This window comes from Chania multitudinisentens RB-25, assembly GCF_000520015.2.
Lineage (GTDB): Bacteria > Pseudomonadota > Gammaproteobacteria > Enterobacterales > Enterobacteriaceae > Chania > Chania multitudinisentens.
In genome coordinates, this window is sequence record NZ_CP007044.2 from 952,264 (window position 1) to 974,177 (window position 21,914).

20 protein-coding genes are annotated in these 21,914 nt (G+C 49.8%); 4 read left to right on the forward strand and 16 right to left on the reverse strand.

The window, feature by feature from the left end; translation table 11 throughout:
• Positions 1-233 precede the first annotated feature (233 nt).
• From glmU to asnC, 14 genes are all read right to left on the reverse strand, one after another.
• Complete coding sequence (gene glmU / locus Z042_RS04115) at positions 234-1,604, reverse strand: bifunctional UDP-N-acetylglucosamine diphosphorylase/glucosamine-1-phosphate N-acetyltransferase GlmU (protein ID WP_051506715.1); 1,371 nt, start codon at positions 1,602-1,604, stop codon at positions 234-236.
• A 295-nt stretch (positions 1,605-1,899) separates the two neighbouring features.
• Positions 1,900-2,319 (reverse strand): F0F1 ATP synthase subunit epsilon, encoded by a 420-nt coding sequence (locus Z042_RS04120; RefSeq protein ID WP_024912932.1) that lies wholly within the window; start codon positions 2,317-2,319, stop codon positions 1,900-1,902.
• Positions 2,320-2,339: 20 nt separating this feature from the next.
• Entirely contained in the window at positions 2,340-3,722 is a 1,383-nt protein-coding gene (atpD, locus tag Z042_RS04125; protein WP_024912933.1) for a F0F1 ATP synthase subunit beta, read from the reverse strand.
• A 98-nt stretch (positions 3,723-3,820) separates the two neighbouring features.
• Positions 3,821-4,690 (reverse strand): F0F1 ATP synthase subunit gamma, encoded by an 870-nt coding sequence (gene atpG, locus Z042_RS04130; protein WP_024912934.1) that lies wholly within the window; start codon positions 4,688-4,690, stop codon positions 3,821-3,823.
• A gap of 57 nt (positions 4,691-4,747) precedes the next feature.
• Entirely contained in the window at positions 4,748-6,289 is a 1,542-nt protein-coding gene (atpA, locus tag Z042_RS04135; RefSeq protein ID WP_024912935.1) for a F0F1 ATP synthase subunit alpha, read from the reverse strand.
• 12 nt (positions 6,290-6,301) lie between these two features.
• Positions 6,302-6,835, reverse strand: coding sequence for a F0F1 ATP synthase subunit delta (gene atpH, locus Z042_RS04140; RefSeq protein ID WP_024912936.1), 534 nt, complete (start codon positions 6,833-6,835; stop codon positions 6,302-6,304).
• A 14-nt stretch (positions 6,836-6,849) separates the two neighbouring features.
• Entirely contained in the window at positions 6,850-7,320 is a 471-nt protein-coding gene (atpF, locus tag Z042_RS04145) for a F0F1 ATP synthase subunit B (RefSeq protein ID WP_024912937.1), read from the reverse strand.
• Positions 7,321-7,380: 60 nt separating this feature from the next.
• The gene (gene atpE / locus Z042_RS04150) at positions 7,381-7,620 is read right to left on the reverse strand and encodes a F0F1 ATP synthase subunit C (protein WP_004093904.1); all 240 of its coding nucleotides are present in this window, start codon (positions 7,618-7,620) and stop codon (positions 7,381-7,383) included.
• A 49-nt stretch (positions 7,621-7,669) separates the two neighbouring features.
• Positions 7,670-8,446 carry a F0F1 ATP synthase subunit A gene (gene atpB, locus Z042_RS04155; protein WP_024912938.1) on the reverse strand — a complete coding sequence of 259 codons (777 nt, stop codon included), beginning with the start codon at positions 8,444-8,446 and terminating at the stop codon, positions 7,670-7,672.
• 23 nt (positions 8,447-8,469) lie between these two features.
• A complete protein-coding gene (gene atpI / locus Z042_RS04160) occupies positions 8,470-8,853 on the reverse strand; it encodes a F0F1 ATP synthase subunit I (protein WP_024912939.1) in 384 nt (127 codons plus the stop codon).
• A 598-nt stretch (positions 8,854-9,451) separates the two neighbouring features.
• Entirely contained in the window at positions 9,452-10,081 is a 630-nt protein-coding gene (rsmG, locus tag Z042_RS04165; RefSeq protein WP_024912940.1) for a 16S rRNA (guanine(527)-N(7))-methyltransferase RsmG, read from the reverse strand.
• A gap of 113 nt (positions 10,082-10,194) precedes the next feature.
• Positions 10,195-12,084 carry a tRNA uridine-5-carboxymethylaminomethyl(34) synthesis enzyme MnmG gene (mnmG, locus tag Z042_RS04170; RefSeq protein WP_024912941.1) on the reverse strand — a complete coding sequence of 630 codons (1,890 nt, stop codon included), beginning with the start codon at positions 12,082-12,084 and terminating at the stop codon, positions 10,195-10,197.
• 382 nt (positions 12,085-12,466) lie between these two features.
• A complete protein-coding gene (gene mioC / locus Z042_RS04175) occupies positions 12,467-12,907 on the reverse strand; it encodes an FMN-binding protein MioC (RefSeq protein ID WP_024912942.1) in 441 nt (146 codons plus the stop codon).
• Positions 12,908-12,998: 91 nt separating this feature from the next.
• Positions 12,999-13,460, reverse strand: a complete 462-nt coding sequence (asnC, locus tag Z042_RS04180; protein ID WP_024912943.1) for a transcriptional regulator AsnC — start codon at positions 13,458-13,460, stop codon at positions 12,999-13,001.
• A gap of 155 nt (positions 13,461-13,615) precedes the next feature.
• Here asnC and asnA point away from each other — a divergent pair, with 155 nt between their 5' ends.
• Positions 13,616-14,608 carry an aspartate--ammonia ligase gene (gene asnA / locus Z042_RS04185; protein ID WP_024912944.1) on the forward strand — a complete coding sequence of 331 codons (993 nt, stop codon included), beginning with the start codon at positions 13,616-13,618 and terminating at the stop codon, positions 14,606-14,608.
• Positions 14,609-14,615: 7 nt separating this feature from the next.
• Here the strand turns inward: asnA and viaA are convergent, their stop codons facing one another.
• Both viaA and ravA read right to left on the reverse strand, forming a co-directional pair.
• Positions 14,616-16,073, reverse strand: a complete 1,458-nt coding sequence (gene viaA, locus Z042_RS04190) for an ATPase RavA stimulator ViaA (RefSeq protein WP_024912945.1) — start codon at positions 16,071-16,073, stop codon at positions 14,616-14,618.
• Between the two features lie 2 nt (positions 16,074-16,075).
• The gene (gene ravA, locus Z042_RS04195) at positions 16,076-17,584 is read right to left on the reverse strand and encodes an ATPase RavA (protein WP_024912946.1); all 1,509 of its coding nucleotides are present in this window, start codon (positions 17,582-17,584) and stop codon (positions 16,076-16,078) included.
• A gap of 358 nt (positions 17,585-17,942) precedes the next feature.
• On the opposite strand from ravA, the gene kup reads away from it, so the two are divergent.
• The 3 genes from kup to rbsA all read left to right on the forward strand — a co-directional run bounded on the left by kup (position 17,943) and on the right by rbsA (position 21,909).
• Positions 17,943-19,811 carry a low affinity potassium transporter Kup gene (gene kup, locus Z042_RS04200; protein WP_024912947.1) on the forward strand — a complete coding sequence of 623 codons (1,869 nt, stop codon included), beginning with the start codon at positions 17,943-17,945 and terminating at the stop codon, positions 19,809-19,811.
• A 165-nt stretch (positions 19,812-19,976) separates the two neighbouring features.
• On the forward strand, positions 19,977-20,396 hold the full coding sequence (rbsD, locus tag Z042_RS04205; protein WP_024912948.1) for a D-ribose pyranase: 420 nt from the start codon (positions 19,977-19,979) through the stop codon (positions 20,394-20,396).
• 7 nt (positions 20,397-20,403) lie between these two features.
• Positions 20,404-21,909 carry a ribose ABC transporter ATP-binding protein RbsA gene (gene rbsA, locus Z042_RS04210; RefSeq protein ID WP_024912949.1) on the forward strand — a complete coding sequence of 502 codons (1,506 nt, stop codon included), beginning with the start codon at positions 20,404-20,406 and terminating at the stop codon, positions 21,907-21,909.
• Positions 21,910-21,914 lie beyond the last annotated feature (5 nt).

Below are 21,914 nucleotides of genomic sequence, written 5' to 3' on the forward strand. Positions count from 1 at the left end.
CCGGTTTTACCGTGCATCCCCGAGCCTGTAGACGGTGGGGTTATTATGTTTTGTATTGAATTCCTTAACGAAACCCAACACAAAACACACTATTTCACCTGTACTAATTTACCCAATAGATTTCAAGTTGTAGCTAGGCGGCAAGGGCCTGAATCTCCAGGAGCTTACAAGGTAAGTGACTGGAATTCAGGCATGAAGTCAACAACGCTGTGGCTCGAAAGATGAAGGGTAAATTATTTTTTCTTCACCGGCCGCTGCCAGCCTTGAACATGCACCTGCTTAACCCGGCTCAGTACCAACTCATCTTCCCCAATATTCTGGGTGACCGTAGTACCGGCAGCGATAGTGGAACCTTTACCCACCGACACCGGTGCTATCAGTTGGGTATCTGAACCAACAAACACATTGTCACCAATGATGGTCTTGTGCTTGTTCACGCCGTCATAGTTGCAAGTGATAGTCCCTGCACCAATATTCACATCCGCACCAATCTCAGCGTCCCCCAGGTAACTGAGATGGCCCGCTTTGGAACCTTTACCCAACCGCGCTTTTTTCATTTCCACGAAATTACCGACGTGCGCGCCTTCTGCTAGCTCCGCACCCGGACGCAGGCGAGCAAATGGGCCAACGGTACAGGCTGCTTCCAGTAATGCATCTTCCAGCACGCTGTAAGGGCTGATTTCACAATCATCACCAATCACACAATTTTTCAGCACACAGCCAGCGCCGATCTTCACGCGATGACCCAGCTTAACCTTGCCTTCAATAATGACATTAGTATCAATAGAGATATCACGACCATGTACTAATTCACCACGCAGGTCAAAACGCGCCGGATCCAGCAGCATTACGCCAGCCAGCAACAGTTTTTCCGCCTGTTCAGCCTGGTATACGCGCTCTAACGCTGAAAGTTGTAGGCGGTTATTCACACCTTCAACTTCACTCAGGCGCGAAGGGTGTACCGCTTCAATCTTTTTACCGTCGGCATAAGCCAAAGCGATAATATCGGTGATATAAAACTCACCCTGCGCATTGTTGTTATTCAGCATACCCAACCAACGCTTCAGATCTCGCCCGTTGGCCACCAGAATGCCGGTGTTGATCTCATTAATCTGGCGTTGCTCCTCACTAGCATCCTTATGCTCAACAATGCCGACAACCTCACCGTTTTTACGCACGATACGGCCGTAGCCGCTAGGATCATCCAGCTTTACCGTCAGCAACCCGATGCCACCCTGCGGTTTTGCTGCCAACAGGCGCATTAGCGTATCAACCGCAATCAAAGGAACATCGCCATACAGCATCAGAACATCTTCATCATCGGCAAAGTACGGAGCCGCCTGCTGCATCGCATGACCCGTTCCCAGCTGTTCTGCCTGCAATACCCAGTTCAGCGCCGCATTCTTTAACGTGCTTTTTAGCAACTCTCCACCATGGCCATAAACCAGATGGATATTTTGTGCCTGCAACTTCATAGCGGCATCAATGACGTGCTGCACCATCGGCTTACCCGCCAATGGGTGTAACACTTTGGGAAGATCGGAATACATACGTGTTCCCTTACCCGCGGCGAGGATAACCACGCTCATTGCGCTGTTCGACATAAGCAACCTGATAACTCCATTTTGATAGACGAAAGTAAAACCGTTTGGTGATAAAAATACTACATATTTCTCTGCACGAAATTCGGCACAGGCCGCATGGCTCTAGGCGTGCCATTAACTGGATCAATATCATTCAGTCAGAAAAAAACTGTCGGCGATCGGAGACGTTTCATACCACTGTCAGAGTTAATAACATCACAATGATAGCTTGGTTGAAATGCTTATTTTAAAGCAAAAAAAAAGCGACCACATGGGCCGCTTTCTATTCCTGGATGCTGCATGCAACCCCTGGATTTTACATCGCTTTTTTGGTGAGTTCGATAACGCGCAGTTTCGCGATCGCTTTCGCCAGTTCAGCAGATGCCTGAGCATAGTCAACATCGCCATGAGAGCTACGGATATGTTCTTCAGCTTTACGCTTCGCTTCCAGCGCTCTTGCTTCGTCAAGATCCGTTCCACGGATGGCAGTGTCCGCCAACACAGTGACCACGCTCGGCTGTACCTCAAGGACACCGCCGGACAGGTAGATGAACTCTTCTTCACCATGTTGTTTAACAATACGCACCATGCCAGGCTTGATGGCAGTCAGCAGCGGCGCGTGACCAGGATAAATCCCCAATTCACCTTCACTGCCTGTCACCTGGATCTTCTGTACCAGGCCGGAAAACATCTTTTTTTCCGCACTGACAACGTCCAGATGGTAAGTCATAGCCATATCACCCTCCTCTCAAGGCATTACAGTTTCTTGGCTTTTTCCACTGCTTCTTCAATGGTGCCAACCATGTAGAACGCCTGCTCCGGCAGGTGATCGTAGTCGCCTTCCATAATGCCTTTGAAACCACGGATGGTATCTTTCAGCGAAACGAACTTGCCCGGAGAACCGGTGAAGACTTCTGCCACGAAGAACGGCTGAGACAGGAAACGTTGGATTTTACGTGCACGGGATACGACCAGCTTGTCTTCTTCAGACAGCTCATCCATACCCAGAATCGCGATAATATCTTTCAGTTCCTGATAGCGTTGCAGAATAGACTGCACACCACGCGCCACATCGTAATGCTCTTGGCCAACCACCAACGGATCCAGCTGACGGCTGGTAGAATCCAGCGGATCAACGGCCGGGTAGATACCCAAAGAAGCGATGTTACGGCTCAGTACCACGGTTGCGTCCAAGTGAGCAAAGGTGGTGGCTGGTGACGGGTCAGTCAGGTCATCCGCAGGCACATAAACGGCCTGTACAGAAGTGATAGAACCGGTCTTGGTGGAGGTAATACGTTCTTGCAGAACCCCCATCTCTTCTGCCAGCGTTGGCTGATAACCTACCGCCGATGGCATACGGCCCAGAAGTGCAGACACTTCTGTACCCGCCAGGGTATAACGGTAAATATTATCCACAAACAGCAGAACGTCACGGCCTTCGTCACGGAACTTCTCAGCCATGGTCAGGCCAGTCAACGCAACGCGCAGACGGTTACCTGGTGGCTCGTTCATCTGGCCATAAACCAGGGAAACTTTGTCCAGTACGTTGGAATCGTTCATTTCGTGGTAGAAGTCGTTACCCTCACGGGTACGTTCACCCACGCCCGCAAACACCGAATAACCGGAGTGCTCGATCGCAATATTACGGATCAGCTCCATCATGTTTACGGTTTTGCCTACGCCCGCACCACCAAACAGACCTACTTTACCGCCCTTGGCGAACGGGCAAATCAGATCCATAACCTTGATACCGGTTTCCAGCAGTTCCTGGGAGTTCGACAACTCTTCATAGCTTGGTGCTTCACGGTGAATAGCCCAACGCTCTTCTTCACCAATGTCACCTTTCATGTCGATTGGCTGACCCAATACGTTCATGATACGGCCCAGAGTTGCTTTACCTACCGGGACTTCAATCGGGTGTTGCAGGTTGATCACTTTCAAACCGCGACGCAGACCATCTGAGGTCCCCATTGCGATACAACGAACCACGCCACCACCCAGCTGTTGCTGCACTTCCAGCACCAGTTTTTCGGTGCCGTTTTCAACCTCAAGAGCATCGTACACTTTTGGTACGGTATCCTGAGGGAACTCGACGTCCACTACGGCGCCGATTACCTGGATAATCTTTCCAGTAGCCATCTTGAATCCTCTACGTAATTCGTTTACCCGTTATATTTCACACCGCTGGCGCGTTAACTGCCTTCCCGCAATCTGAACTATTCAGGGTAATAACCTGGTTAAACCGCGGAGGCTCCCGAAACGATCTCGGTGAGTTCCTGAGTGATGCTGGCCTGACGAGCCTTGTTGTATACCAACTGCAACTCTTTGATCAGGCTACCGCCGTTATCGGTTGCGGCTTTCATCGCGACCATTCGTGCGGCCTGCTCACTGGCCAGGTTTTCCACGACGCCCTGATAAACCTGCGATTCCACATAGCGGCGCAGCAAAGTATCAAGCAGCACTTTTGGATCGGGTTCATACAGGTAGTCCCAGGATTTTTTCTTCAGTTTCAACTCTTCGTCATCGGCTGGCGGTAACGGTAACAGTTGAAGTATCTGTGGTTCCTGAGACATCGTATTAACAAATTTATTGCTGACAATGTACAGCTTATCCAAACGACCTTCGTCGTAGGCTTGCAGCATCACTTTCACCGGCCCGATCAAATCCGACAGAGAAGGGTTATCCCCCATGCCGGTTACCTGGGCTACCACATTGCCGCCCACGGAACCAAAGAAAGAAGTTGCTTTCGACCCCACCAGCGCCAAATCTGACTCAACGCCTTTTTCGGACCAGCCTTTCATCTCCATCAGCAGCTTCTTGAACAGGTTAGTGTTCAAACCACCACAGAGACCACGGTCAGTAGACACCACCAGATACCCAACGCGTTTTACATCACGCTCATCAAGGTATGGGTGTTTATATTCCAGATTCCCTAACGCAAGGTGACCTATCACATTGCGCATGGTTTCTGCATAAGGACGGCTGGCCGCCATGCGTTCCTGCGATTTACGCATTTTGGAGGCGGCGACCATCTCCATCGCTTTAGTGATCTTCTGCGTGTTTTGCACGCTTGCGATCTTACTACGTATCTCTTTTGCGCCGGCCATCTCTGCTTCTCCTCATTGCCAATGGCCTACTGTCTTTCAACAGCAGGCCACTGTGCGTTACCAGGACTGGGTTGCCTTGAAGCTATCGAGGATGCCTTTCAGCTTGCCTTCGATCTCATCGTTATAAGCACCAGTTTGGTTGATGTGGTTCAGCAGTTCGGCATGTTCGCGATCCGCATAAGCAACCAGAGCAGCTTCGAAGCTCACCACTTTCGCGACTTCTACATCGTTCAGGTAACCACGTTCAGCAGCAAACAGCACCAGAGACTGCTGCGCGACAGACATCGGCGCATACTGTTTCTGTTTCAGCAACTCGGTCACTTTCTGACCATGGTTCAGCTGTTTACGAGTTGCATCGTCCAAATCGGAAGCAAACTGAGAAAACGCCGCCAGTTCACGATACTGTGCCAGCGCGGTACGGATACCACCGGACAGTTTTTTCATGATCTTGGTCTGGGCTGCACCACCTACACGGGATACGGAGATGCCTGGGTTAACCGCCGGACGAATACCGGAGTTAAACAGGTTGGATTCCAGGAAGATCTGACCATCGGTAATCGAGATTACGTTGGTCGGAACGAACGCAGAAACGTCACCTGCCTGAGTTTCAATGATCGGCAGAGCGGTCAGTGAACCGGTTTTCCCTTTAACTTCACCCTTGGTGAAGGCTTCAACGTATTCAGCGTTAACACGCGCAGCACGCTCCAGCAAACGGGAGTGCAGATAAAATACGTCGCCAGGATAAGCTTCACGACCTGGTGGACGACGAAGCAGCAGGGAAATCTGACGATAAGCAACGGCCTGTTTAGACAGATCATCGTAAACAATCAGAGCATCTTCACCACGGTCACGGAAATATTCACCCATCGCGCAACCAGCATAAGGTGCCAAATATTGCAGTGCCGCAGACTCTGACGCAGTAGCCACCACCACGATGGTGTTAGCCAACGCGCCGTGTTCTTCCAGTTTGCGCACCACGTTAGAGATGGTGGACGCTTTCTGGCCGATAGCCACGTAAACACATTTGATACCAGAATCACGCTGGTTGATGATCGCATCGATCGCCAAAGCGGTTTTCCCGGTCTGACGGTCACCGATCACCAGTTCACGCTGGCCACGGCCGATCGGGATCATCGCATCGACAGACTTGTAGCCGGTCTGTACTGGCTGATCAACCGATTGGCGCTCGATAACACCGGGGGCGATGGTTTCAACCGGAGAGAAACCGTCGTGCTCAACCGGGCCTTTACCGTCGATAGGTGCGCCCAGCGTGTTGACCACGCGGCCCAACAAGCCACGGCCAACGGGAACTTCCAGAATACGACCCGTACATTTTACCTTCATGCCTTCGGCCAGATCCGCGTACGGACCCATCACTACGGCACCTACGGAGTCACGCTCCAGGTTCAATGCGATTGCATAACGGTTGCCTGGCAGCGCGATCATTTCGCCCTGCATAACGTCGGCCAGACCGTGTACACGAATGATCCCGTCACTGACGGAAACGATAGTACCTTCATTGTGAGCTTCGCTCACTACATTGAACTGAGCAATGCGCTGCTTGATCAGTTCGCTGATTTCGGTGGAATTCAGTTGCATGCTCCAGTCCCCTTAAGACTGCAAGACGTCTGCCAGGCGTTCAAGACGGCCGCGTACGCTGCCATCGATCACCATATCACCAGCGCGGATAACTACGCCGGCAAGTACAGACTTGTCAATTTTGCAATTCAGCTTAACTTTGCGTGACAGGCGTTTTTCCATCGCAGCGGCAATTTTGGCCTGCTGTTCGTCGCTCAATACGCTTGAAGAGAGCACGTCGACTTCGATAGTGGATTCCAACGCAGCGCGCAGTTCAATGAACTGTTGCAGCACCGCAGGAAGAACCAATAAACGCCCATTTTCGGCCATTACACGGATAAAGTTCTGGCCATGTTCGTTGAGCTCATCACCACATATCGCAATGAACGTTTTGGACAGTGTTTCTGGTGCAACCGCACCGGAAAGCAACTCAGCCATTTGTTCATTGCAGGTGACTTCGGCCGTAAACGCCAACATCTGCTGCCAGCGCTCTACGCTTTGGTTCTCAACGGCAAAGTCAAAAGCTGCTTTGGCGTAGGGGCGAGCTACAGTAACAAATTCAGACATCAGCCCCTCCCTCCTTACAGTTCAGCGACCAGTTTATCAACGATGTCGCTGTTAGCAGCTTCATCCACGGAACGTTCGATAATCTTCTCGGCACCAGCAATAGCCAGCATCGCGACTTGCTTACGCAACTCTTCACGAGCGCGCTTACGTTCAGCTTCGATTTCAACCTGAGCCTGCGCCACGATTTTGTTACGTTCCTGCTCGGCTTCTGCTTTCGCTTCATCCATGATCTGAGCTTTGCGTTTGTTGGCTTGCTCGATGATCACCTGAGCTTCTGCTTTAGCAGTTTTCAGTTGGTCGGTCGCATAGGCTTGCGCTAAGTCCAAATCTTTTTTGCCACGTTCTGCGGAAGCGAGACCATCAGCAATTTCTTTCTGACGTTTCTCAATGGCAGCCATAATCGGCGGCCATACATACTTCATACAGAACCAGACAAACAGGATGAACGAGATGGCCTGGCCGAGGATTGTTGCGTTAAGATTCACAGCACAATGCCTCTTTTAAAAGTTAATTAATGTGGTTTCCAAGTAGAGAACATTCTCTACTTACGCGACAGCAAACATCACGTATAGACCCAGACCAACAGCGATCATCGGGATGGCGTCAACCAGACCCATAACGATAAAGAACTGTGTACGCAGCAGAGGGATCAGGTCAGGCTGACGTGCAGCGCCTTCCAAGAATTTACCACCCAAGATGCCGATACCGATCGCAGCACCGATTGCCGCTAAACCCATCATCACAGCGGCAGCCATGTACAGCAGATCCATACTCAGGTTTTCCATGACAGTCTCCAGTTTGTTTCAGTTTAAAAGTGCAAGTGTTTTAAGAAAATCAGTGCTCTTCAGATGCCATCGACAGATAGACAATCGTCAGAACCATGAAAATAAAGGCTTGAAGCGTAATGATCAGGATGTGGAAGATTGCCCAAGGCAAGCTCAACACCCACTGTGACCACCACGGCAACAGGCCAGCAATCAGGATGAAGATCAACTCACCCGCATACATGTTGCCGAACAGTCGCAAACCCAGAGATACCGGTTTGGACAGCAGGCTGACACCTTCAAGGATCAGGTTGATTGGAATAAACAACGGATGGTTGAACGGCTGCATGGTTAATTCTTTAGCGAACCCGCCAATGCCTTTCATTTTGACGCTATAGAACAGAATCAGGACAAATACGGCAAGAGCCATCGAAAGAGTGATATTAACGTCAGCAGTAGGCACCACGCGCAATGCAGGAAGCCCCGCTAGCGTACCGAGATGCGGCAGGAAATCGACCGGGATCAGATCCATCAGGTTCATCAGGAATACCCAGACAAACACCGTCAGCGCCAACGGAGCAATAACCTTACTTTTGCCGTGGTACATATCTTTAACGCTGTTGTCAACAAACCCAACGAGCAGTTCAACGGCGGTTTGCAGTTTCCCAGGAACGCCGCTGGTAGCATTCTTGGCAACCTTGCGGAAAATCGTCAGGAAGACAATCCCGAGGACAACGGAGAAAAATATTGAGTCGATGTTGATCGACCAGAAACCCGTCCCAATCTGAAGATGCGTCAGATGGTGACCGATATACTCCTGTGGAGTGTTGATTGCTCCTGCAGACATGATGCCTCTTACCCTTTATTGAGTTAATTTCGGTAACGGTTAATCACGGCCGGTGCCACTATCTGCACCAATAACACCGCTAAATAGGCTAGGCTAAGCGGTACAAAAGCCGCTTTGAACACCCCAAGCGCCACGATCAACAAAATAATGGTGATCACGACCTTCAATCCCTCGCCAACAGCAAACGACCAAGCAACTCGCCCAGGAGCCGGCGTTTGCGTCTGATGGCGCAAGGCAAATAGCATAAATATGGCATTCGGCAGCCAGGCAGCTATCCCACCTGCCAACGCCGAACTACCCCATTCCAGGCTTTTCAGACTGAACACAACGCTGATCAGAACAAAAGTCATTAACTGTAGGAACAGCAGCTTGCATGCAACTTTTCCGCTGTAAAGGGACACAGACATGACGTTTGTTCTCTCCATACCCCCAAAGGGGATGCTGAGTGGTGTATAAAACTACCTTTGCCGCCTTGAGTCAAACAGCAAAAAACGTGCAAATTATACGGCCCACTCAAACGAATTCAATCGATAAGTAGCGAAAAGGTGAACAATTATTTAAATTTCTCCTTTTCTGGCTATTTTTACAAGAAAATGATAGGAATAATCTTGTCCATTTATTTGTCTGATTATTCCAGTCTCACGCAAAGAAACGTGCAGCCGATCACAATAATGATCATCTTTGATTCATACTTCATCTAAGCGACCTGAGTCTTTAACTAATTAAGCGATAAAAAATATTATAAATCAAAATATTATGAATTAACCATTCAAAAACAATTCGTTTACTCAATAAAAACGGTTTATTGACTTTTTTAGAAAAAATACTGCAACAATAAATTTACATTGAGAGCAAGATGGAATCTTTCATATCGATACTCATGTAATTTATGGCGTACTGTAATTAGGCCATTATCGGCAATTCAATATCTGCTTATGTTAAATAAAAGTAATATTATTTAATTAGCCTGCTTCATTTATATACTGTTCAACCATCGAATAGAGGCTAATTAAATTCCGTCGCCTTCAATACCACCAAGTGCCGCTCACCTTCCAATTCAGGAACATGTAAACGAATCACGGCTTCCAGAACCACCCCTTCAGGTAACTGCGCCAGTTCGTCTTCGGGGCGAACGCCTTTCAGCGCATAAAAATACCCTTGCCCCTTCACAGGTAAATGATGGCACCAAGACAACATGTCTTGCAATGAAGCAAAAGCACGGCTGATCACACCATCAAACGGCGGTTCTGGCATAAATGCTTCCACCCGGCTCTGTACGGGTTCGATATTTTTCAGCCCCAGCTCATGCTGCACTTGGCGCAGGAAGCGTACACGTTTACCTAAGCTGTCCAACAACGTGAAATGTGCATCAGGGCGGACAATCGCCAACGGTATTCCCGGCAACCCAGGGCCAGTCCCCACATCGATAAAGCGTGAACCTTGCAGATAGGGGTTAACCACGATGCTGTCGAGAATATGGCGTACCAACATTTGCTGCGGATCACGCACAGAAGTGAGATTGTAGGCCTTGTTCCACTTATCAAGCATGCCGACGTAACCCAGCAATTGCTGTTTCTGTTGCTCGGGAAGCGTGATCCCTGCCGCTGATAGCAAAGCATCTAATTTTTTTTGCACAACGAATCCTTCTGGCAGGCGTGGAATAATAAAACACTTATGATAATTCAGGCACAAGATGATGTCAGCGACCGCCTGCTCAACGGGTAAGCAAACGGTCACAAAAATAGGATTTACGCGCTACGGCGTAGCAAACCTTGCTTTTTTAGCCAGATCAACAGAATGGAAATAGCTGCTGGAGTGATCCCTGAAATACGTGAAGCCTGGCCAATTGAATTCGGTTTGTGATCGTTAAGCTTGGCGATCACTTCGTTCGACAAACCAGAAACCTGGCGATAATCGAGATCCGCCGGTAACAAGGTGTTTTCATTCCGTTGCTGTTTCTCAATTTCTTCCTGCTGGCGTGCGATGTAGCCTTCATATTTCACTTGAATTTCCACCTGCTCAGCGGCTTGGCGATCGGCCAGAGCAGGTGCAAAAATGGCAACACCCGTTAATTGGGCATAATCCATTTCCGGGCGACGCAGCAGTTCTTCGCCGTTGGCTTCGCGTGACAGCGGAGCCTTCAGCAACACATTGACCTGTTCCACGTTTTCCGAATGTGGATGTACCCAAATATCGCGCAAACGCTGACGCTCTTGTTCGATATGTTCCAATTTTTCGTTATAACGAGCCCAGCGAATATCGTCTACCAAGCCCAATTCACGGCCTTTTTCCGTCAAACGCAGATCGGCGTTGTCTTCCCGTAGCATCAAGCGGTATTCAGCACGTGAGGTAAACATGCGATAAGGTTCTTTGGTACCCAAGGTACTGAGATCGTCCACCAGCACACCCAGATATGCCTGATCGCGGCGCGGTGACCAACCCTCATCGTCTGTGGCATAACGCCCGGCATTCAAACCAGCCAGCAAGCCTTGCGCTGCCGCTTCTTCGTAACCCGTGGTGCCATTGATTTGGCCAGCAAAGAACAACCCCTGAATAAACTTACTTTCCAGCGTGGGCTTCAAATCGCGTGGATCGAAGAAATCATACTCAATGGCGTAACCAGGACGGACGATGCGGGCATTCTGCATCCCTTCCATTGAACGAACGATCTGCATCTGTACGTCAAACGGTAAGCTGGTGGAAATCCCGTTAGGGTAGATCTCGTTGCTGGTCAGCCCTTCTGGCTCAAGGAAGATTTGATGCGCACTACGATCGGCAAAACGCATCACTTTGTCTTCGATCGACGGGCAATAACGTGGGCCGATCCCTTCGATGATCCCGGCATACATCGGGCTACGATCGAGATTATTACGGATCACGTCATGGGTTTTTTCATTGGTATGCGTGATATAGCACGGCATTTGCTGCGGGTGCTGGCCTGCATTACCCAGAAATGAAAACACCGGGCTTGGCGTATCACCATGCTGCTCTGCCAACAGGCTGAAATCGATAGTTCGTGCATCAATGCGTGGCGGAGTACCGGTTTTCAAGCGGTTAACCCGCAACGGTAATTCACGCAGGCGCTGAGACAATGAGATCGATGGAGGATCGCCAGCGCGGCCGCCGCTGTAGTTTTCCAAGCCAATGTGGATCTTGCCATCCAGAAAGGTTCCCACGGTCAGTACTACCGCTTTGGCGCGGAATTTTAGCCCCATCTGGGTAACAGCACCCACAACGCGATCGTTTTCCACCATCAGATCTTCAACCGGCTGCTGGAATAGCGTCAGGTTTGGCTGATTTTCTAACGCAGTACGGATCGCCAGGCGGTACAGCACGCGGTCTGCCTGAGCACGGGTTGCCCTGACAGCGGGGCCTTTGCTGGCGTTTAGTATCCTAAACTGGATACCTGCATGATCGATCGCTGTGGCCATCAAGCCGCCGAGTGCATCAATTTCTTTAACCAGATGCCCTTTCCCAATACCGCCGATCGCTGGGTTACAGGACATTTGTCCCAGCGTGTCGATATTGTGAGTCAGTAATAACGTTTGACGACCCATGCGTGCCGCAGCCATGGCGGCTTCGGTACCGGCATGGCCACCACCGATGATGATGACGTCAAATTGCTCTGGATAAAACATGGTACTGCACCTCGAAATACTGGCGAACGATCGTTATCTGTCCTGGGAGGAGGATTCTACTCAAGTTTAGACGATCGACCAAGTACTCAGGATCGAGCGTTAATTAAAAGAAGATCTTTTTTATTTAAAGATCTCTTTATTAGATCTCTTATTAGGATCGCGATCCTCTGTGGATAAGTGATTATTTGTGATGGATATCAGCTAATTAATCAGGATCGTTAACTGTGGATGATCGGTGATCCTGGCGCTGATAAGCTGGGATCTAAATGGCATGTTATGCACAGGCTGAAAAGCATACTGCGGTTGTTATTGGGATAACTACGGGTTTTACCCTGCTTTTAAGCTAAGTTATCCACATTCGTTTGCGCGATCTTTAAGCAAATCAGAGTAAATTAATCCAATTATTGACCCATTCCTCAGCAGGATCTTCAGGTATTTCGTGTTGAGTCACATCGATCTCCAGTCGATCGCCGATCCTTTTTGCTCCACAAGCCACTAAAAGATCGTCGATCTGTTTGATCGCACCGCAGAAGGTGTCGTATTCGGAACTGCCTAAACCAACGGCTCCAAATGTTACTGAGGATAAATCAGGCTGCTGTTCTGCGATCTGTTCTAATAAAGGTTGCAGATTATCCGGTAAATCCCCGGCTCCGTGGGTAGAGGAAACCACTAGCCACAGCCCATCCAGCTCCAGTTCATCTAATTCAGGGCCATGCAGCATTTCCGTAGAAAAACCTGCCGCTTCGAGCTTTTCAGCCAAATGTTCAGCAACGTATTCAGCACTGCCGAGCGTACTGCCACTGATCAGAGTAATGTCTGCCATGATGATCCCAACTTTTCCGAAGAAGCAGCATTGTACGCTGTGAATGGGTTGGGATCTACCTGTGGATAATGAGGGTATAGATAGTGATCTATTAAGGCGTAATGGTACGCATAATGGGGTTTTGTAGCGAGATCAGGGTTTCAGTTGACTGGATCTCATCGATAGTCTGGATCTTGTTGATAAGTACCTGCTGCAAGGCATCTATTGAACGGCACATCACCTTGATAAAGACGCTGTAATGCCCGGTGGTGTAATAAGCCTCTACCACTTCTTCCAGGCTTTCGAGCTTTTTCAATGCGGAAGGATAGTCTTTAGCGCTCTTTAATATAATGCCAATAAAGCAGCAGACGTCATAACCCAGCTGTTTTGGGTTCACATCCACCCGGGCACCGGTAATGATGCCAGCCTGTTTCATTTTCTCTACCCGCACGTGAATGGTGCCGGGGCTGACGGCGAAAGTCTTCGCCAGTTCGGCGTAGGCAGTGCGGGCATTGGTCATTAACGCGTTAAGAATGCCGCGATCGAGATTATCGATCTGATAAATTTCTGCCATTAAATCCCCCTTTAACTGATGATTATTGAATTATCATCGCTTAAAAATGAACGATTAAAAATGAAAAGGCAATATTAATTGATGGATATTGAATTGTAGTGCCATTCTGTTGCTTAATCGCTGGCAACTAGACAGGTTATTTAAGAGATACGGTAATGAAAAAGCAGTTTATCCAAAAACAACAACAAATCAGCTTCGTGAAATCCTTCTTCTCACGCCAATTGGAACAACAGTTGGGTTTGCTTGAAGTACAGGCTCCGATCCTCAGCCGCCTGGGTGATGGTACGCAAGACAACCTTTCCGGCAGTGAAAAAGCGGTTCAGGTTAAAGTGAAATCGTTGCCAGATGCCACGTTTGAAGTGGTGCACTCGCTGGCGAAATGGAAGCGTAAAACCCTTGGCAGCTATGATTTCAGCGCAGGCGAAGGTTTGTATACCCATATGAAAGCCCTGCGCCCGGATGAAGATCGCTTGACGCCGATCCACTCGGTGTATGTCGATCAGTGGGATTGGGAACGTGTGATGGGGGATAGCGAGCGTAACCTGGCTTACCTGCAAGATACCGTTACACGTATCTATGCTTCTATTAAAGAAACGGAAGCAGCGGTGAGCCGTGAATATGGTCTAGTTCCCTTCCTGCCAGAACAGATCCATTTTGTTCACAGTGAAACCCTCTTGCAGCGCTACCCGGAGCTGGATGCCAAAGGCCGTGAACGCGCTATTGCCAAAGAGCTGGGGGCAGTATTCCTGATTGGTATCGGCGGTAAGCTGTCGCATGGCAAATCGCACGACGTGCGTGCGCCGGATTATGATGACTGGACGACATCGGCTGCCGATGGGTTGGCGGGTTTGAACGGCGATATCGTGGTGTGGAACTCGGTATTACAGGATGCGTTTGAGCTGTCTTCTATGGGGATCCGCGTGGATGCGGCAGCACTTAAGCACCAGTTGGCGCTGACCGACGACCAGGAACGTTTGAAACTGGAATGGCACCAGTCATTATTGCGTGGTGAGATGCCGCAGACCATCGGTGGCGGTATCGGCCAATCGCGCTTAGTGATGCTGTTGTTGCAACTGTCGCACATTGGTCAGGTACAGTGCGGCGTGTGGGCACCCGAAGTGCGCGAAGCGATTGAAGGGCTGCTATAAGGCTGTTTCAGCGCCGCCAGCGGCGCATTAAACGGCTTTTCAACCCGGTATCAAAGCGCCAAATATGATCGAAAATGCGCATGATACCGGGTTTACCGTAATTAGACATTGCCACCGCATGAAAACGTTGCTGGTGGCTTTGCTGCTGTAATTTCACCTTTTTTATCACATCGTCTGGCAATCGCTGGGCAATAAAGTCAGAAATAACCACCGCATCGGCATCAAACCAGCCGCTTTCTGCCATTTTGCTGACCGTTGCGCTCAGGCAGGCGGCCAAGTCGGTACCACCACGGAAATGCTGGCCAAGAAAACGTATCGCTTGCTCAATGCCGCTGGCAGCGGTCAGTTCGTAATGCACGATCTGGTTGGCAAACAGCATGATGTAACAGCGGCGATTGTCGGCCAGCGCGATGCGTAATAACGCCAGACAAAATGCTTTGGCACACTGCTCATTAAAACCGCCCATTGAGCCTGATGTATCAACGCAGACGATAAAAGGCCCGCGTGGTTGCTGATCCTGCTGTTGGTGAGTGACCTGGCGCATCATGATCTGCTCCTGCCAGGCATCGCCTTGCAGGCGGTAACTCAGCAAGCGCTTTTCCAGCAAGCGCCGGTAAAACTCAAACTCCAGCTCCTCAATGCCCAACATTGCCAGCTCGGGGGGCAGCAAACGCAAAATATCGTCGCTCTGATGAATGCCGCTGACTTCTTCTGGCTGAATGGCAGGAACCTGTACCATCATCCTTAAAGGTTCCAGTTGTGCATCCTGCTGTGGCACAGCTTTAGCTTCATAGCTGCGCCCCAGCTGTTGTGCCAGTTTTTGTAATTCCGGTTGTTGCTGGAGAAAATCGCCATATTCCACCAGCCGCTGATAGTCACCGCGTTGTAAATGCCCTTTGCTCATGTCCCACAATCGCCCGGCAGCGGTATCGTTCTCTGCCAGCACCGGTTCCAGAGCCCCGCTCAATGCTAACCGCTCTTGCAGTTCGGCTATCAGTTGCTCCCGTTCCTGCTCAAGCAACTGATGATGCAGCATGGTGGCTTGCAGTGTCAGGCTGATACGCCAGCGTTGTAAAAACAGGGTTTGGAAACTGTCAGGGTGATTAGACAGATCGGCAGCATCTACCAGCTTTTGCGCCTGTTCGTAAAACGGCGAAACCAACTGGTGTAACAGTTCGAGCGTCTCGTTGAGATGATGAAAAAATTGAGTATTGTTTTCCAACTGGCACTGTTGGTAACGGTAAAACTCTTGCGCCAGCGCGGGGGGAACCAGCGCCTGATGAAGGCGCTCTTTCAGTTGTAATCTCCAGCGTGGCAGATCGCGGTTCAATGCCCGGCGAATTGCCGGGAACTTGCTAAAAAACACCTTGAATTGCGGGGCTGCCAGCATGCCGACGAGCATTTCTTCGATCAGTTCTCCTTCGGTGATCGCCAGCAGCAGATCAAGCGTTTCAAGGCTGAGCATAATTATTGGCCACGCATCTGCTGATATTGTTGTTTCGTTTGTTCAGCAACCTGTAACAGGCTGGCTTCGATCTTCGCTACGCCAGCGGCAGAGATGAATAAGCACGGCTGATGCAGGCTGAATAATCGGCGTTGTTCCGTTAAGCGTTGGGTTAATGCTTCCATTTCATCCAGCAATGCTGGTGGCGTGCTGCCAGTAGTTTTGCCCGGTACAGCAAGCAACGCAGGTTGCCGGCTGACGTCCAGCACCGTCAGATGTAATTGTTCGTTCACTTCCAGTTCGATCTGCTGGGCAAAACCGATGCCGTTCAATTTGGCACGCACATCACCACCCTTTTGCAGCCAGTTTTCTAACGCACTGCTTTCGATATTGAGATGGTTTACCTGTATATCGTGCAATTGCAGTGGTTTTTGCAGCAGCAGGGTTAATGTGCTGCCGCTGAGCGGCGTTTCCAGCACATATTGTGGTTTGCGGCTGAACATGCCGCCTTTTTTTATCAGGCTGATAGCTTGCCGATCGCTTTGCTGCTGTTGGTGCTGCATCCAACGGGTATGAATCTGTTGCAGTTGGATTAGCAATGTTTGCTGTTGGTAGGCTTGTTCAGCCAGCAGTTGATCGATTTGTTGCTGTAACAGTTTCAGGGAAGTGAGATCGTGCCACAGGCAGTCTTTTAACAGCATTAAATCTAACGGAACAATGGCATCGCGCCCGCTAAAGAACGCACTGGCTTGCAGCAAACGCAGAGATTTTTTCCAACGACGATCGGAAACATAAGGAGCCTGCTCCAACGCATTCAAACGCTGGCGCAGCAGGAAGATCAACTCAAAGCAGTTTTCTGGCAATGTGATTTTATCAATCTGCGGCTGCCACTGGTGGAATTCTTCATCACTGATGCTCAGCGCTTCAGGCACCGGGTTATCACTTTCACTCTGGCGATTGACTAACAAAGAACGGAAGTTCTGTTTATCCTGCACCTTATCAAGCCACAGACGGATCAGCATTCGGTCATATAAGGCTTCCAGGCTGTTGTCTGCTTCCGGCAGTTCGTTGGAGGCAGTAATCAGCAGGCGCAATGGTATGGTTTCTTCATTATTGCCATTGCGGAAACGGCGTTCATTGATGGCTGTCAGCAACGTATTCAGGATGGCCGGGCCAGCCTTCCAGATTTCATCAAGGAACACAATTTCAGCTTCGGGTAAATAACCGGCGGTCAGGCGTTGGTAGCGCCCTTCATCTTTCAAGGCCTGAATAGATAGCGGGCCAAACACTTCTTCCGGTGTGGAAAAACGCGTCATCAGGTATTCGAATGAACGGGCGCTGCGAAAAGCAAACTTCAACCGGCGGGCAATCAAGCTTTTGGCAATACCCGGTGGGCCAAGCAGGAATACGCTTTCGCCGCATAACGCCGCCAGCAAACATAATCGGATAGCTTCTTGCCGTTCATAAAGGCCGCTCTCCAGCGCATTGCTGAGGCGGGAAATTCGTTCTGCCAGAAGTGATGATGCCATAATCGTTCAGGTTATCCGGGGTCAGATCGGTTTAATTGGCTGAGAAACAATCTTGATGAAGAATTCGATGATAAGCCACCCTTATTTTTAATGGTATATACTCGTTATGCTGAAAGATGGCTGATGTGTTAGAACCCGTCAGCTTGCAACAATAAGGCTCTCAGTTTTATTAAAAGAATTACCGGTTCATGTTTGGTTTATTTTTCAGGGTGGAGAATAAGAGCCCGTAAGCATTATAAATGACACCTATTCCTTTCGCTGCGCATGTTGGGGCTCGTGAGTGCTATAGATTTTAGAGCCCATATTTCTAGCTTAATGCGGATGGCATCGCTAATGGATGTTCCAGTAAAAGAAGCAAATAATGAACACAGAACGTAAACAGTCTTTATCGGCGGTAACACTGGCAGCAATTGGGGTGGTTTACGGCGACATAGGCACCAGCCCTCTGTATACTCTGAGAGAGTGTTTCTCCGGCAATTATGGTTTTGATGTCCGTCCTGACGTGGTTTTTGGTTTTCTTTCCCTGATTTTCTGGATGCTGGTGATCGTCGTTTCTTTGAAATACCTCACTTATGTGATGCGTGCAGATAATGCCGGTGAAGGCGGCATCCTGACATTAATGTCGCTGGCCGGGCGTAACACTTCGCCACGCACGACGGCACGGCTGGTAATACTTGGCCTGATTGGCGGCAGTTTCTTTTATGGCGAGGTGGTGATCACCCCGGCAATATCGGTGATGTCGGCGATTGAGGGGCTGGAAATTGCGGCACCGTCGCTTGATGCCTATATTGTGCCGCTCTCTATTCTCGTGCTGACTTTATTGTTTGTGATTCAAAAGCGTGGCACCGGTAGCGTGGGCAAACTGTTTGCGCCGGTCATGCTGCTGTGGTTCATTGTGCTGGCAGCGCTTGGTGCCCGCAGTATCATTGCTAATCCAGAAGTATTGCAGGCGTTGAATCCGCATTGGGCACTGAACTTCTTTGTTGAATATAAGAAAATTTCGTTCTTGGCGCTCGGTGCCGTGGTGCTGGCAATTACCGGTGTGGAGGCGTTGTATGCTGATATGGGGCACTTCGGTAAATTCCCGATCCGCCTGGCTTGGTTTACCGTGGTACTGCCTTCTCTGGTGCTCAATTACTTTGGTCAGGGGGCATTGCTGCTGAAAAACCCTGAAGCAATCAAAAATCCCTTCTTCCTGCTGGCGCCCGATTGGGCGCTGATTCCGTTGCTGATTCTGGCTACCTTGGCTACGGTGATTGCCTCGCAGGCGGTGATTTCTGGTGTATTTTCCTTAACTCGCCAGGCGGTACGGCTGGGTTATCTGTCACCGATGCGCATTATCCATACGTCAGAAATGGAGTCTGGTCAGATCTATATCCCGGTGATCAACTGGACGTTGTATATCTCGGTGGTGCTGGTGATCTTGGGGTTTGAACATTCCAGTAATCTGGCCGCGGCGTATGGTATTGCAGTGACCGGTACCATGGTTTTGACCAGTATTCTGGTGACGTCAGTAGCCATCAAAAACTGGCATTGGAATCGCTTCCTGGTGGTGGGTATTTTGCTAATCATGCTGATTATTGATGTCCCTATGTTCTCTGCCAATGCGCTGAAACTGTTCTCAGGTGGCTGGCTGCCGCTGACGTTGGCACTGGTGATGTTTATTATCATGACCACCTGGAAAAGTGAACGTTTCAGCCTGCTGCGACGCATTCATGAGCACGGTAATTCCCTTGAAGCAATGATTGCCTCACTGGAAAAATCCCCGCCGGTTCGCGTGCCTGGTACCGCGGTGTTTATGTCCCGCGCCACCAATGTGATTCCGTTTGCGTTGCTGCATAACCTCAAACACAACAAAGTGTTGCATGAGCGCGTCGTTCTGTTGACGCTGCGCACTGAGGATGCGCCCTATGTGCATAACCTGCGCCGGGTGACCATTGAACAGCTATCACCGACGTTCTGGCGCGTGGTGGCCAGCTATGGCTGGCGTGAAACGCCCAATGTGGAAGAGATATTCCACCGCTGCGGTTTGGAAGGGTTACCGTGCCGCATGATGGAAACTTCGTTCTTTATGTCGCATGAATCGCTGATCCTCACCAAACGGCCATGGTATCTGTATCTGCGTGGTAAATTGTTTGTCGCACTGAGCCGGAATGCGCTACGTGCTCCCGATCAGTTTGAGATCCCGCCAAACCGCGTTATCGAACTGGGAACCCAGGTCGAAATATAAACCCCAAGGGCTCCGTTTATTAGCTGAGCCCTTTTCTTTACCTTTTTACCAAAACGAGCGAAACGTTTCGATAGCGCTCACGTTTTTGCAACTTCCCTATTGTTTTCTTCTGTTGTTTTTTTAAACTCATTTAGTAGCGAAACGTTTCGCTAGTGGAGTGAGATCATGAAAAAAGGCGTGCTACTAAATTCTGAAGTGTCTGCGGTTGTTTCCCGTCTCGGTCATACCGATCAACTGACGATTTGCGATGCAGGGTTGCCGATCCCGGCAGGAGTACAGCGTATTGATCTGGCGTTGGCGCAAGGAATACCTACGTTTTTACAGGTGGTTGAGGTAGTTACGCAGGAAATGCAGGTAGAAAATGCCATTCTGGCGGAGGAGATCGTTAAACAAAATCCTCTGCTCCATGCCGCGTTACTGGCTCAATTGCAGCAACTTGGCCAACACCAGGGAAACACCATCAGCGTGTGCTATATCAGCCATACTGAGTTTAAAGCACAGACCGAGCACAGCCGAGCAGTGATCCGCAGTGGTGAATTTTCGCCATATGCCAACGTCATTCTTTGCTCCGGCGTCACTTTCTGAGGCAATTATGCAACCGTTACTGCAACTGCAAGGGATTGATAAAGCTTTTCCCGGCGTGAAGGCGCTTTCTGGTGCTGCCCTTAGCGTTTATCCCGGCAGGGTGATGGCGCTGGTGGGGGAAAATGGTGCGGGGAAATCCACCATGATGAAGGTGCTGACCGGTATCTATAGCAAAGATGCGGGCAGCCAGCATTTTCTGGGTAAAGAGGTGGTGTTCAACGGGCCAAAGGATTCACAGGAAGCAGGTATCGGCATTATTCATCAGGAATTAAATCTGATCCCACAGTTGACGATTGCCGAAAACATTTTTCTTGGCCGTGAGTTTGTTAACCGTTTTGGCCGTATTGACTGGAAACGCATGTATGCCGAAGCAGACAAACTGCTGGCACGCCTGAATCTGCGTTACAGCAGCCACCGGCTGGTGGGGGAGTTGTCGATAGGCGATCAGCAGATGGTTGAAATTGCCAAGGTGCTGAGCTTCGAATCGAAAGTCATCATTATGGATGAGCCGACCGACGCATTGACCGATACTGAAACCGCTTCTTTGTTTAATGTGATCAATGAGCTGAAAGCTGAAGGTCGCGGCATTGTCTATATTTCCCATCGCCTGAAAGAGATCTTTGAAATCTGCGACGATGTCACCGTGTTCCGTGACGGCCAGTTTATTGCTGAATGCCCGGTCGCTGAGCTGCAAGAAGATTCGCTGATCGAAATGATGGTGGGTCGCAAGCTGGAAGAACAATATCCGCGCCTGAATCTACCGCGCGGTGAAAAGCGCCTGGAAGTCAGCCATATATCGGGCCCTGGTGTCCACGATGTCAGTTTTACCCTGTACCGTGGTGAAATTTTAGGGGTAGCTGGTTTGATGGGCGCCGGGCGCACTGAATTGATGAAAATTTTATACGGTGCAGCACCGCGTAAGAGCGGCATCGTGAATCTTGATGGTCATGAAGTCGTTACTCATTCACCGCAGGACGGATTGGCAAACGGCATCGTTTATATTTCCGAAGATCGTAAACGCGATGGTTTGGTGTTGGGGATGTCGGTGAAGGAAAACATGTCGCTGACCGCCCTGCGCTATTTCAGCCGAAGCGGTGGTGGCTTGAAACATACCGATGAACAGCAGGCGGTAAGTGATTTTATTCGTTTATTCAATATTAAAACGCCGTCAATGGAACAGCCAATAGGCCTGCTTTCTGGCGGTAACCAACAGAAAGTGGCGATTGCTCGTGGGTTAATGACCCGCCCTAAAGTATTGATCCTTGATGAGCCGACACGTGGTGTTGACGTTAGTGCCAAAAAAGAGATTTACCAGTTAATCAACCAGTTCAAGCAGGAAGGGCTGAGCATCATTCTGGTGTCTTCGGAAATGCCGGAGGTGCTGGGCATGAGTGACCGCATTTTGGTGATGCACGAAGGCCATCTCAGCGGTGAATTCCCGATTGAACAGGCCACACAGGAAGTGCTGATGGCAGCGGCCGTCGGCAAGCAATACGGCGTAAAGCAGGAGTAATCAGA

Coding starts and splice junctions, on each gene's coding strand:
- rbsA (WP_024912949.1), top strand. CDS start 20,404: ATGCAACCGTTACTGCAACTGCAAGGGATTGATAAAGCTTTTCCCGGC.
- rbsD (WP_024912948.1), top strand. CDS start 19,977: ATGAAAAAAGGCGTGCTACTAAATTCTGAAGTGTCTGCGGTTGTTTCC.
- glmU (WP_051506715.1), bottom strand. CDS start 1,604: ATGTCGAACAGCGCAATGAGCGTGGTTATCCTCGCCGCGGGTAAGGGA.
- atpB (WP_024912938.1), bottom strand. CDS start 8,446: ATGTCTGCAGGAGCAATCAACACTCCACAGGAGTATATCGGTCACCAT.
- atpH (WP_024912936.1), bottom strand. CDS start 6,835: ATGTCTGAATTTGTTACTGTAGCTCGCCCCTACGCCAAAGCAGCTTTT.
- atpA (WP_024912935.1), bottom strand. CDS start 6,289: ATGCAACTGAATTCCACCGAAATCAGCGAACTGATCAAGCAGCGCATT.
- kup (WP_024912947.1), top strand. CDS start 17,943: ATGAACACAGAACGTAAACAGTCTTTATCGGCGGTAACACTGGCAGCA.
- asnA (WP_024912944.1), top strand. CDS start 13,616: ATGAAAAAGCAGTTTATCCAAAAACAACAACAAATCAGCTTCGTGAAA.
- mnmG (WP_024912941.1), bottom strand. CDS start 12,084: ATGTTTTATCCAGAGCAATTTGACGTCATCATCATCGGTGGTGGCCAT.
- viaA (WP_024912945.1), bottom strand. CDS start 16,073: ATGCTCAGCCTTGAAACGCTTGATCTGCTGCTGGCGATCACCGAAGGA.
- atpI (WP_024912939.1), bottom strand. CDS start 8,853: ATGTCTGTGTCCCTTTACAGCGGAAAAGTTGCATGCAAGCTGCTGTTC.
- atpD (WP_024912933.1), bottom strand. CDS start 3,722: ATGGCTACTGGAAAGATTATCCAGGTAATCGGCGCCGTAGTGGACGTC.
- atpE (WP_004093904.1), bottom strand. CDS start 7,620: ATGGAAAACCTGAGTATGGATCTGCTGTACATGGCTGCCGCTGTGATG.
- mioC (WP_024912942.1), bottom strand. CDS start 12,907: ATGGCAGACATTACTCTGATCAGTGGCAGTACGCTCGGCAGTGCTGAA.
- asnC (WP_024912943.1), bottom strand. CDS start 13,460: ATGGCAGAAATTTATCAGATCGATAATCTCGATCGCGGCATTCTTAAC.
- atpG (WP_024912934.1), bottom strand. CDS start 4,690: ATGGCCGGCGCAAAAGAGATACGTAGTAAGATCGCAAGCGTGCAAAAC.
- Z042_RS04120 (WP_024912932.1), bottom strand. CDS start 2,319: ATGGCTATGACTTACCATCTGGACGTTGTCAGTGCGGAAAAAAAGATG.